Source organism: Pseudorhodoferax aquiterrae (genome assembly GCF_014652235.1).
GTDB classification, from domain to species: domain Bacteria; phylum Pseudomonadota; class Gammaproteobacteria; order Burkholderiales; family Burkholderiaceae_C; genus Pseudorhodoferax; species Pseudorhodoferax aquiterrae.
In genome coordinates this window covers 56870-69501 of sequence record NZ_BMYK01000017.1, presented here as the reverse complement: position 1 = coordinate 69501, position 12632 = coordinate 56870, and the positions used below count along the sequence as shown (strand labels likewise).

The 12632-nt window shown below is 69.7% G+C and carries 7 protein-coding genes; 4 read left to right on the top strand and 3 right to left on the bottom strand.

The window, feature by feature from the left end; genetic code table 11:
• The first annotated feature begins 1 nt into the window (after window position 1).
• The 4 genes from IE209_RS22180 (at window position 2) to IE209_RS22165 (ending at window position 7921) form a co-directional block, all read left to right on the top strand.
• Window positions 2-1483 carry a metallophosphoesterase gene (locus IE209_RS22180; RefSeq protein ID WP_189689085.1) on the top strand — a complete coding sequence of 494 codons (1482 nt, stop codon included), beginning with the start codon at window positions 2-4 and terminating at the stop codon, window positions 1481-1483.
• Between the two features lie 488 nt (window positions 1484-1971).
• Window positions 1972-5655, top strand: coding sequence for an alpha/beta fold hydrolase (locus IE209_RS22175; protein ID WP_189689084.1), 3684 nt, complete (start codon window positions 1972-1974; stop codon window positions 5653-5655).
• Between the two features lie 415 nt (window positions 5656-6070).
• Complete coding sequence (locus IE209_RS22170; protein ID WP_189689083.1) at window positions 6071-6856, top strand: hypothetical protein; 786 nt, start codon at window positions 6071-6073, stop codon at window positions 6854-6856.
• Window positions 6857-7921, top strand: coding sequence for a TAXI family TRAP transporter solute-binding subunit (locus tag IE209_RS22165; RefSeq protein ID WP_189689082.1), 1065 nt, complete (start codon window positions 6857-6859; stop codon window positions 7919-7921).
• A gap of 47 nt (window positions 7922-7968) precedes the next feature.
• Here IE209_RS22165 and IE209_RS22160 read toward each other — a convergent pair whose 3' ends face one another.
• The 3 genes from IE209_RS22160 to IE209_RS22150 all read right to left on the bottom strand — a co-directional run bounded on the left by IE209_RS22160 (window position 7969) and on the right by IE209_RS22150 (window position 12529).
• A complete protein-coding gene (locus IE209_RS22160) occupies window positions 7969-10497 on the bottom strand; it encodes an ATP-binding protein (protein WP_189689081.1) in 2529 nt (842 codons plus the stop codon).
• Between the two features lie 197 nt (window positions 10498-10694).
• Window positions 10695-11318 (bottom strand): c-type cytochrome, encoded by a 624-nt coding sequence (locus IE209_RS22155; RefSeq protein ID WP_189689080.1) that lies wholly within the window; start codon window positions 11316-11318, stop codon window positions 10695-10697.
• The gene (locus IE209_RS22150; RefSeq protein ID WP_189689079.1) at window positions 11315-12529 is read right to left on the bottom strand and encodes a PQQ-dependent sugar dehydrogenase; all 1215 of its coding nucleotides are present in this window, start codon (window positions 12527-12529) and stop codon (window positions 11315-11317) included. Before IE209_RS22150 ends, IE209_RS22155 begins: the two co-directional genes overlap by 4 nt.
• Window positions 12530-12632: the final 103 nt, after the last annotated feature.

Sequence of the window (12632 nt, the reverse complement as noted above, 5' to 3'; positions counted from 1 at the left end):
CATGCCCGCACTGCGCTACCTCTGCCTCTCCGACCTCCACCTGGGTGCGGCCTACAGCTGCCTCGTCGGCACCGACGCCGCCGGCCAGCCCGACCCCACGCGCTGCAGCGACACGCTGTCCGCCTTCGGCGCCGCGCTGCGCCAGCTGCTGCAGCGCCTGGTGCCGCCCGGTGCCGAGCGCCCCACGCTGATCCTGCTCGGCGACGTGCTGGACATGGGCCTGTCGCCCATGGGCGCCGTGGCCCAGTCCTTCGCCCAGTTCGCACGCGCGGCGCTGGTGGACGCCGACGGCGAGCCGCTGTTCGCCCCGCGCGTGCTGTGCGTTCCCGGCAACCACGACCACCACCTGTGGCGCGCCGCCCAGGACCAGCAGTTCCAGGCCGCGCTGGACGCCGGCCGCATCCCGCGCGACCTGCTGCAGCACACCGCGCTCACCGACCAGCCCGACGCCCCGCTGCCACCCTCGCCGCTGCTCACGCGGCTGCTGCGCAGCGTGCCGGGCCTGGACGGCATGCGCTGCGACATCGCCTACCCCAACCTCGCGCTCGTCGACGCCACCACCACGCGCTGCCGCGTGCTGCACCACGGCCACTACGTGGACCCCATGTACCGCATGGTGTCCACGCTCAACGCCCAGCTGCCCGGCCTGGCGCGCACGCCGCGCCCGGCCGATTCGCTGACGGTGGCGCAGCTGGAGGCCGAGAACGGCGCCTGGGTCGACTTCCTGTGGTCCGACCTGGGCAGCGCCGGCAGCACCGGCCACACCGCCATGCGGCTGTACGACATCATGCGCGACGGCGGTGCCTCGCACAGCTTCTCGCGCAAGCTCGCGACCAAGCTCGTGGCCTGGATCGGCAAGACCTTCGAGACCAGCGGCCGCGCCGCGCTGGTGCAGGGCATCACGCTGGACCAGCTGGTGCTGGGCGCGGTGGACGCCACGCTGGGCCAGGTGGCCCAGTCCCAGCGCGCCAGCTACGCCCAGACCATGACGGCCGCCGACACGGCCGACCTCGCCTGGTACATCGGCGGGCCGACCCGGCGCCAACTGCGCCGCAGCGGCATCCTGCACCCCGAAAAGCTGGACCTCGGCTTCGTGTTCGGCCACACCCACAAGCCCTTCGAGGACAGCCTGCCCGTCGCCGGCTTCGAGCGCCCCGTGGCCGTCTTCAACACCGGCGGCTGGGTCATGGACCAGCCCACGCTGACCCCCACGCAGGGCGCCTCGATGGTGCTGCTCGATGCCGACCTGAACATGGCTGCGCTGCGCCTGTTCAACGACCCGGTCAACGGCCGCATGGCGCCCGTGCGCGCCGCAGGTAGCGGCGATTTCAGCGACGCGGCCAACCCCATGCTGGCTGCGCTCTCGGACGCGCTGGCCCAGACCGCGGGCGCCTGGCAGCAGTTCTCGGGCTGCGCCCAGGAAGCGCTGGAGCAGCGCGCGCGCCAGCTGCTGGACGACTTCTTCGACGCCGAGGCGGCGTGACCCTCGACGAGACGGCCCCAGGCCGAGCGCAGCGATGGCCCGAATGGCTCTTTCCCCTGTGCCCCTGCCGAGGAGCGCAGCGCCATGGGCTGCGCGGGGAACCACGCGCTTTGTCATCTGACTCATTGCGCTTGTTCGAATGCAGTGAACGAAGTGAACAGCATGAGTTGCGCAATGCAGCCCATGGCGCGAGCACCGCAGGGTGCCCGGAGCGCCAGCGCAGGGACAGGGGCACCGGGGTCGCCTTCTCTTTGCTTACTTTCTCTTGGCGAAGCAAGAGAAAGTAAGTCGGGGTGTGGGGGTGAAGCCCCCACCTCCTCACTCCGATCAGACGTCGTGTTTCCTGCTGGCACCGGAGGCCGGGATGTGCCCCCGGCAGTGCACAGGGGCCCCAGGAGCGGGGTCCCACACGGGCCATTGCTGCGCTCGGCCACGTCCGTTTTGAACTTGTCGCATCGACCCACACCACAAGACCCCGAGGAGCCCCTTTGAACCTGCAACCCATCGCCCGCCCCCTGCACACCATCGGCGCGCGCTACACCGCCGTCGTGGTCGGCTCGGGCTACGGCGCCGGCGTGGCCGCGGCGCGGCTGGCGCGCGCCGGCCAGTCGGTCTGCGTGCTCGAACGCGGCCGCGAGATCCTGCCCGGCCAGTTCCCCGACGGCCTGGCCAGCGCGCGCGCCGACATGCAGATCGACACCGCGCGCGGCCGGCTCGGCGCGGCCGACGGCCTGTACAACCTGCACCTGAACGACGACATGCTGGCCATGGTCGGCTGCGGCCTGGGCGGCACCTCGCTGATCAACGCCAACGTGGCGCTGGAAGTCGATCCGCGCCACTTCGCCACCGAGGCCTGGCCCCAGCCCTTCCGCGACGACCCGACCCTGCTCGCACCCTATGTGGAACGCGCCCGCCAGGTGCTCGCGCCCACGCCCTACCCCGAGCACTTTCCGAAGCTCAACAAGCTGGAAGCCCTGCGCAAGTCGGCCCAGGTGCTGGGCAAGCCGTTCTCGCGTCCGCCCATCACGGTCAATTTCGAGAACCAGACCAATCCCTTCGGCGTGCCGCAGCCGGCCTGCACGCTGTGCGGCGACTGCACCAGCGGCTGCAACGTGGGGGCCAAGAACACCACGCGCATGAACTACCTGCCCGATGCGCATGCGCACGGCGCGCAGATCTTCACGGGTGCGCGTGTGCGCCATGTGGCGCGCGAAGGCCAGGGCTGGCGCGTGTTCTTCGAGGCCGTCGCGCTGCGCGGCGCCGGGCCGGTCACCAAGGCGCCCGACAGCGTCTACGCCGACCTGGTGCTGCTGGGCGCCGGCGCGCTGGGCTCCACCGAGATCCTGCTGCGCTCGCGCGAACAAGGCCTGGCCCTGTCCGACCGCCTGGGCCAGCGCTTCTCGGGCAACGGCGACGTGCTGGCCCTGGGATTCGATGCCGACTGGGATCCGAAGCCTGCCAGCCCAGACGGCAAGGACCAGCGCCGCAACATCAACGGCGTGGGGGCAGGCACCAACCCCGTGCCCAAGGACCAGCTGCCCGGCCCCTGCATCACCGGCCTGATCGACATGCGCGCCACGCCGGCGCTGGCCGACGGCCTGGTGATCGAAGAAGGTGTGATCCCCGGTGCGCTGGCCACGCTGCTGACGCCGGCGCTGTTCTTCAACACCGCGCTGAACGGCGGTGAGTTCAGCTACGGCGCGGGCCAGGCCAAGGCCCGCCTGCTCGACGCCCAGGCCATGGCCGACGCCGTGCAGCACCCGGGCGAACTGGCGGCCACGGCCTATGCCGGCGCCGTGGCGCGCACGCAGACCTACCTGGTCATGAGCGTGGACGAGTCGGCCGGCGAACTGCGCCTGCAGAACGACCGCCTGCGCATCCACTGGCCCGGTGCGGGCAGCAGCCCCGCCATCGTGCGCGACAACGACTGGCTCAACCTGGCCAGCCAGGCGATCTCGGGCCAGTTCGTCGCCAACCCGCTGTGGAGCCAGGCACTCGGCAAGAAGCTCATCACCGTGCACCCGCTGGGCGGCTGCGGCATGGGCGACGACGCCGCGCAGGGCGTGGTCGACCACCTGGGCCGCGTGTTCGCGGGTGCCACCGGCACGGCCGTGCACGAGGGCCTGTTCGTCTGCGACGGCGCCATCCTGCCCGGCGCCGTGGGCGTGAACCCGCTGCTGACCATCTCCGCGCTGGCCGAGCGCGCGCTGCAGCACCTGTGCGAGGCGCGCGGCTGGCGCGTCGACACCACGCTGCATCCGCGCCAGCCCCTGCCCGCCCCGGCCCCGCCGCCCGGCAAGCACCGCCACTGGTGGCAGCGCGCGCTCGATGTGGTCGAGGACGGCCTGCTCGATGCCGCCAAGAAGGCCGTGGCCGAAATGATCGCCCACGACCCCTCGCGCCTGTCGCCGAGCTTCGAATTCACCGAAACCATGTCGGGCTGGATCAGCACGCAGGCCGTGACCCCGCGCAGCAACACCGAGCAGCGCCTGGCGAGCGACTACGCCGTGGCCGCCGCCTGGGGCCGCGCGGCGGGCCAGTCCATGGCCTTTCAGCTGACCATCCACACCGACGACCTGGCGCGCCTGCTCGACGACCCCACGCACCCGGCGCAGATCCGCGGCACGGTGACCTGCCCGGCCCTGAGCCCCGCGCCCATGGCCGTGCAGAGCGGCGTGTTCCACCTGTTCCCGGTCGACCCGCAACAGGTGGAGACCTGGACCATGGGCTACGAGATGGTGCTGCAGCGCGAGAACGGCAGCCGCTTGCGCTTCAAGGGCCACAAGGTGCTGCGCCAGCGGCCCGGGTCCTCGCCCTGGACCGACACCACCACGCTGATGGTCAAGGTCTACGACCTCGACGAAGCCACCATGCCGCTGGTGGCCCAGGGCCTGCTCACGCTGGGCCTGGAAGACCTGGCCTGGCAGGCCGCCTCGATCCGCCTGGAACCGCCGGCCAACTGGATCGGCCAGATCGAGAACGCCGTGCCGCGCGCGCGCGAGGCGATCGCACAGGCCTACCTCGCCAAGTTCGCGGGCTTCTTCGGCACCACGCTGATGCGCGCCTACGGGGGGCTGCTGGCCGACCTCAACAACTTCCCGGCGCAGGACGCGCCGCTGCTGCCGCGCCGCAAGCTGCGCGCGCCGCAGCCCGAGGTGGTGCAGGTGCCGGTGGGCGACGCGGCGCGGGGCTTTCAGGTCCGGCTCACGCGCTACCGCGGCGGCACGCGCGGCCCGGTGGTACTGGCGCCCGGCTTCTCGGTACGCGCAAGCTCGTTCGCCACCGACACCGTGGACCAGAGCCTCGTGGAGGCCCTGTGCGCGCGCGGCTACGACTGCTGGCTGTTCGACTACCGCGCCAGCAGCGATTCGGGCAGCCCCGTCGCGCCGTTCACGGTCGACGACATCGTGCGCGAGGACTGGCCCGCCGCCATCCGCACCATCCGCGAAGCAACGGGTGCGCCCTCGGTGCAGGCCATGGCCCACTGCGTGGGGGCGATGAGTCTCTTGATGGCGCTGCTCGACGGCATGGAAGGCGTGCGTTCGCTGATCGCCTCGCAGCTCACGCTGCACCCCGTCACCAACTGGCTCAACGCGGCCAAGGCCGACATCGGCCTGGCCCGGCTGCTCGAGGGCTACGCGCCGCTGCAGGGCCGCTTCGACAGCGTGCCCGGCACGACGGACCTGGACCGCACGATCGACACGCTGGCCTACAAGCTGCCCGTGCCCGAGGGCGAGGCCTGCAAGAACCCGCTGTGCCGCCGTGTCTTCGCGGTGTTCGGCCCGTCGTGGACGCACAGCCAGCTCAACCACGCCACGCACACCGCGCTGGCCGGCATGTTCGGCACGGTGTCGCTGCACCCCTTCGAGCAGCTGAGCCTGATCATGCAGCGCGGCAAGGCCGTGGACGCCGCTGGCAACGACTGCTACGTGACGCCGGCCAACGCGCCGCGGCTCGCGCTGCCGATCAGCTTCATGGCGGGCGCGGACAACCAGCTGTTCTTCCCCGAGACCTCGTTGCGCACGCAGGCCTGGCTGCAGCGCCACAACGACCCGGCGCTGTACCGGCGCCAGGTGTTCGAGGGCTATGCGCACATGGACTTGTTCGTGGGGCGCGGCGCGGCGAAGGACGTGTATCCGTGGGTGGTGGGGGAGTTGGATCGGTTCAACTGACGGAATCTCTGGCAAGCCCGGCGAACCGGCGCCTTGCCGCACCAGGTGGCGCACGGCCCGATCCGGTTCCATCCGGAGCTTCAATCCCGTCTCCACACGAAGGTGACGCCCGTGCTTTACGAGAATCGTCCCGGGGGATTCATTCCCACGGCGGCCAATTGGCGACATTCTCGAAACGAGCAAAGTCGCGTATCGCGGTCCACCACCCGGAATGGAAAACAAGCTCCTGGTGCAGGTCCGCTTCGAGAGCCGGTGACGACCGCTCAGATAGGGTGAAACAGCTTGTGGGAAGGTAGCTACCGTCGGGAATACGACCACCCAGAGCTCTGATCAGCACCCACATAATGGCACCGTTTTATTGAACAATGCCGCAATTTTGATCACCGCCCATGCCGCGTTACCCGATAAGCCGCAGATGTCCACGCTCAAGTGCCTCTTCTGTCAGCATCTCAATCCGGCGGATGTAGATTATTGCAACAGTTGTGACGGTCAGTTAAATCTTCAGCCTTGTTACCGATGTGGCGGGGTGGATCTGCGAACCGCGACGAAATGCCACAAATGCGGCGGCGCATTTTCTCTGACAGTGCCCCCGGAACGCGATTTCCAGTTTCGGCCGTCCAATTTTGATTTGGCGGGCGGCGACGGCACGCCGCAGAGATTGGAAGCGCCGCCATCCGCCGCCCTGTTCCAGAGCAAGCATCCGACGGATGGGCACGTGGACCGCCCATCGGCCGACGCAGCCGCGCCGCCGGAACTTTCGCTCCCTGGCGCCCGCTCGCAGCGGGGCACGCGCATGGCGGTCCTAGTGCTCGCGCTGCTGCTGGTGGTCGGGGCGATTTCCGCCTATGTGTACCAAGGTGCTCGGTCCCGCGCCGATGGGTCGCAAGGCCGGGAAGAGGCGGCCGGCGATTCGTCGAACGCGCGCCGTGGCCAGGAATCCGTGGGCTCCGAACGCCCACCCGCGCGGGATGCCACTGCCATGCCGAACGAAGCGGTTCAGTCGCCCCTTGCCATGGAGAACGACGCCGTACGGCAGCGATCGGCTGCGGCACCCGCTACAGAAGCGGCCACGAGCTCGAGCCTTCCGGCCACCGGTACCGATGCAGTCCCCCTTCCAGAGTCATCGACGGGCAAGCCATGTCCACCGGCCGTCGCAGCGCTGGGGCTGTGCAATCTCGATATGCCACAGGAGAAGCGATAAATGACAAACCTCGTGCTGCGCGTGCTGGTCGCCGCGGGAATGCTCCTTCACATGTCCGCGTTCGCCGCGGCGGAATACAAGATCGTGACGGCGTCCTCGCGGGGAACCTACATCAAGATCGGGCAGGATCTCGCCCAGTTCGCCGCGCCCGCAGCGGACGTCAAACTCGAGGTCCTGCCTTCGGCCGGTTCCGCCGAAAATGTGCGCCGCTTGCGTTACGACGCCGGCGTCAAACTGGCCCTGGTGCAGTCGGACGTGTACCAGGCCTTTCTCGACATCGCCGCGGGCGGAAACGCGGAAGCCCGCGACATGATTCGCCCCTTGCGGGTGGTCATGCCGCTGTACAACGAAGAGATCTATTTCATCGTCCGGGCCGACTCGGAACTGAACTACATCCACGACATCAAGAACGCCAGAATCAGCGCGGGCGAATCCGGCAGTGGAACGGCGTTGACTTCGGCCACGCTCTACCGCCTGATGTTCGGCGAGCCGATGCCGCAAGCCAACGCGAGTTTCGCCTCCAACGAGCAGGCGCTGATCAAGCTGGTGACCGACAAGACCGTCGATGTGGTGGCCGTCGTTGCCGGGCAGCCCGCCAAGCTGCTCGTCGACATGAAGCCCGAATCGCGCAAACTCATCAAGCTGCTCAAGTTCGACCGCGACCATCCGAGCAGCGCAGCGGTTCTCAAGACCTATTTCCCATCCGACGTGCTGGCCAGGAATTACCCCAATCTGCTGGCAACGGACATTGCGGGCTTGGCGGTCAAGGCGTTTCTGGTCACCTACGACTTTCGGCTCAAGGAAACCGAAGGCCACCTGCGCAACCTGACGCGGTCGCTGTGCCAGAACTTCGCGACGCTGCAGGAAAAAGGACATCCGAAGTGGCGCGAGGTCCAGATGGCGCTTCCTAACCTCGGCCGCGGCTGGTTCTACTACCCTCCGTCCGCACAGGAGATCCGTGCCTGCATGGCCGGCCCCGCGAAGGCAGCGCTGCCCGTGCCATCGAAACCGGCGAAGGAATGCCCGCAGCAGGAGCAGATCCTGGGCCTGTGCAAGCCTGGCTGACCGCCACCCCGTGGCGGACCGTTGCGGCTGAAGACGAACCGCGACCGCTACCCCAGCGCCAGCTCCGCCGCCTCGCCCTCCTCCAGCGCGCCGCCCTGCACGCGCCACACCACCACGCGCTCCTCGCCGTGCTGTGCTCCCACGAGGGCCAGCACGGCCTTCATGGTGCGCAGATCGAACGGCGTACGCACCTCGCCCCGCCGTTGCCGCGCCGCATCGTCGCAACCGAGCAGCAAGGCCGCCTCGCGCAGCTTGCCGCGCCGCGCTGCCAGCAGCGCCAGCATGCCGGCGAAGTGCCGCAGGCCGACCGAACGCCGGCAGTACGGCAGGCTGCGCCGCACCTGCTCCAGCGCCTCGTCCAGCGCGCCCTGCGCCGTCAGCGCATGGGCGTACCAGACCAGCGCGAAAGACATCATCTGCGCGTCGGTGCGCGGTGAATCCTCGAGCGCCGCGATGGCGCGGCGGTACTGGTCCACGGCCTCGTCCAGGTGGCCCATCTCGTGGTGCACGGCGGCCATGTTGCTCTGCAGGTAGAACAGCGTGCGGCCGTCGCCGTGGCGGCGCACGTAAGGCAGCGCCTCGGTGAAGGCGGCCAGGGCCTCATGCGAGCGGCCCTCGAAACGGCGCACCATGCCCTCGATGTACAGCGGCAGGCCGCGCAGCGGTGCGAAGGGGGCGGGCTGCGTCAGGGCGTGCACGCGGTCCAGCGTGCTGCGCGCCAGCGCCAGGTCGCCGCAGATGCCAGCCACGTAGCCGCGCATGCACAGCGCGTAGACCAGCACCATGGAGGGCGGGTGGCGCTCCAGGATGGCCAGCGCCGCGTCCAGCAGGCGCAGCCGCTCCCGCCCTTCCACGCCGCCGTGCAGGCCGACCATGGCCAGGCCGAACTGGAAGCGCGCGAGCACAAGCTCGGGCGTGTCGGCATCGATCAGCGGCTCGACGCGGCGCATCCAGGCCACGCATTCGGGGTAGCGGCCGGCCTCGTACATGAACTCGGCAGCCGTGTTGGCCAGATCCAGCGCGAGCGCGCGCTCGCCGGCCGCAACGGCCCAGTCGATGGCAGCGCGCAGGTTGTCGGCCTCGCCCTGGCAGGCCTGCATCCACTGGTCCACGGTTTCCAGGCCCAGGCGCTCCATGCGCGTGCGGCGGTCGAACATGGCCAGCATGGCGCGCGCATGGGCGAGCTGCAACGCGGGCCGCTCGCCGGCCAGCGCGAGCTGGTCCCAGGCGTAGGCCCGCGCGGTCTCCAGCAGGCGGTAGCGCGGCTGGGCGCTGGCGGTGTCCACCACCACCATGGACTTGTCGACGAGGTTGCCCAGCAGTTCCAGCACATCCCAGGCGTCGGTGCTGTCGTCCGCTGCCAGTTGCTGGGCCAGTTCCAGGCCGAAGCCGCCGACGAACACGCCCAGGCGGCGGAACACCTTCTTCTCATCCTCGCGCAAGAGCGCATGGCTCCAGTCCAGCGTGGCGCGCAGTGTGCGGTGGCGTTCGGGCGCGTCGCGCGCGCCGCGGCTCAGCACGCGCAGGCGCTGGCCCAGGTGCTGGCGCACGCCTTCCACGCCCAGGAGCGGCACGCGTGCGGCGGCGAATTCCAGCGCCAGCGGCACGCCGTCGAGCGCGCGGCAGATCTCCACGACGGCCCCCTCGTTGCCGGCCTCGAGCATGAACCCCGGTTGCGCGGCCTGGGCGCGCGCCAGGAACAGGGCCACGGCACCGTGCGACTGCGCCGCCTCACGCGCACCTGGCTCGGGCACGGCCAGTGCCTGCAACCGCACCTGCTGCTCGCGCGCCAGACGCAGCGGCTCCTGGCTGGTGGCCAGCACGTGCAGTCCGGGGCTGGTCTGCAGGAGGCGCTGCACGAGTTCGGCCACGGCGCCGGCCAGATGTTCGCAGTTGTCCAGCACCAGCAACGCCTGGGGTGGCAGCCGCTCCGCCAGGGCGGCGAGCGGGTCGGGCCCGGGCAGGTTGATCTGCAGCACGCGCGCCACGGCCAGCGGCAGCGCCGCGGCTTCGGCCACATCGGCCAGCGGCACCAGCCAGACGCCATCGGCGAACGCATGGCCCAGTTCCCAGCCGACCGCGCGGGCCAGGCTGGTCTTGCCGATGCCGCCGGCCCCCAGCAGACTGACCAGACGCTGCGAGCGCACGAGCGCGGCGACAGCCGCGAGGTCTGCGGCCCGGCCCACCAGCGGCGGCCCCTGGCGCAGGTTGCCGACATGGCCGCGCGCGGTGGGCGGCGCCGCCACGCGCTGCGGCGCCGCCGGCACCGGAGCTTGGTCGATCAGGGGCGCTGCGAAGCGGTAGCCACGCCCCGGCACGGTGGCGATCGCCTTGCTGCCCAGCAGCTTGCGCAGCGTGCTGACCTGCACCTGCAGGTTGTTCTCCTCGACGACCAGCTTGGGCCAGACCATCTCCATGAGTTCGTGCTTGGTCAGCAGCCGGTCGCGGTGGGTCACCAGCGCCTGCAGCAGGTCGAAGGCGCGGGCGCCCACGGCCACAGGGGCGCCATCCACGCAGAGTTCGCGCGTGTCCAGCCGCAACTCGGCCCGGTCGAATCGAAAAACAGTCTCAGCCATGTCCCAAGGTGTTGCCCAGGCCTCCACGCGCGTGCCGCGACGGCAGCCCCCGGCCTGCAGCGGGATTGTGCCGCGCTAGCACATATTTGTGCGGTAAGTCGACAGAAGGCGTCCGATATTTGTTCAGAACTGTATCGGATGCGGCCGCGGACGCGGGAAAAAACCCGCCGGGATCAGGTGCTGGCCGCGGTCGCGCGCTATTTGCGTGCCGCAGCAGGCGGCGCGAAGCGCGCCACGAAGTAGGCCAGCGTGTCCAGGTCTTCGACCGGAATGCGGCCCACGGCCTCGCCCATGGCCATGGTGTAGCCGGGGCGCTTGCCGGACTTGAACTCCTGCAGCGTCATCTGCAGGTAGTCCTCACGTTGCTGCGCGATGCGCGGCACCTGCTGGCCTCCGGACAGGTCGGCGCCGTGGCAGGCGAAGCACTTGTGCTCCTGCGCCAGCGCCTGGCCGCGGGCCATGCGCGTCGCGTCGGCCGGCTGTGCCGGTGGCGGCGCCGGAACGGCCGGCAGGGTGGCGATGTAGTCGGAAAAGCCGCGCAGGTCGGCGTCGGTCAGCGTCTTGGCCACGGCCGTCATCGCCTCGTTGCTGCGCCGGCCTTCGCGGAACAGGAACAGCTGCGTGATGGCGTAGAAGGAGTGCTGGCCGGCCAGGGCCGGCGTCAGCGCCACGTCGTTGCGCCCGTTGGCGCCGTGGCAGGCCGCGCACAGGCTGGCGAAGCGCTGGGCGTAGGCGTTGCCGGCGGCGGGCGGCTGCTGCGCGGCCGTCGCCAGGGGCAGCAGCACAGTGGCGGCGAAAAGCCCGCGCAGGCGCAGCTTCATTTACCGGCGTAGGTGATGCGGTAGATCGCGCCAGCGTGGTCGTCGGAGACCAGCAGCGAGCCGTCCTTCATGACCATGAAGTCCACCGGCCTGCCCAGGTAGGTGTTGTTCTCGACGAAGCCCGTCATGAACGGCTCGACCTTGGCGCCGCCCTTGCCGTCGGGCCAGGCGACCGAGACGTCGGCGTACTTCACGGTCCGATTCCAGGGGCCGTGGCGCGCGATGAACATGGCACCCTGGTACTTGGCCGGGAACATCTTGCCGGTGTAGAACTTCAGGCCCAGCGAGCCCGCGTGCGGGCCCAGCAGAGCGGCCGGCTTGGCGAACTCGCTGCCCAGGCAGTCCTTGCCCCAGCCGAACTCGGGATCGGAGATGTTGCCCTGGTGGCAGAACGGGTAGCCGAAGTGCTGGCCCGGCTTGCTGACCACGTTGAGCTCGTCGTTGGGGATCTCCTCGCTGAGCCAGTCGCGCCCGTTGTCGGTGAACCAGAGCTGGCCGCCCTTGGGGTTGAAGTCGAAGCCCACAGTGTTGCGCACGCCCGCAGCCACGGTCTCCATGCCGGTGCCGTCCAGGTTCATGCGGTAGATCTTGGCGTACTCGCCCGGGTCGCAGATGTTGCAGGGCGCGCCGATGGCGAAGTAGAGCTTCTCGTCGCGGATGCGCAGGTACTTCCAGCTGTGGTCGCCGCCACCGGGCAGCTTGTCGTAGAGCACCTTGGGCTCGCCCAGGTTGTCCAGGTTGGCCTCGGCGTTGTCGTAGCGCAGGATCTTGGTGTTGGTGGCGACGTACAGCGCGCCCTTGTGGACCTCGATGCCGGTGGCGAACGGCATTTTGTCGATGATGGTCTTGGCGGGGCCCTTGCCGTCGGCAGGCAGCGCGTAGACCTTGTTGCCCACGAACAGCGTGCTCACGAAGATCGTGCCCTTCTCGCCCTGGCGCAGACCGCGCGCGTCGAGCAGGCCGGAGGCGAAGGTCTCCACCTTGAAACCGGGCGGCAGCTTGAACTTCCTCGTGGGCAGCTGGTCGGCCGCCGTGGGGATCGGAAAGGCCGGCACCGGCGCCATGCGCATGGCGGTGTCGGTCTTGGGCCGGCCCTTGGCCCAGCCGGGTTCCTCCTCGGCCTTCTGCTGGGCCCAGCCGGCCGTGCCGGCCAGCAGCAGTGCGGCGGCGCACACGGTGCGAACCGTGGCGCGGATCTTGGTGTTCTCCATGGTCTCCTCTCGTTGGTGGATCGTGCGTTCGCGGCACAGAACATGACACACGGACCTGTTCGCCACGTAGTCGTGTATTCCCCTAGATTTGTAACGTTCAGTG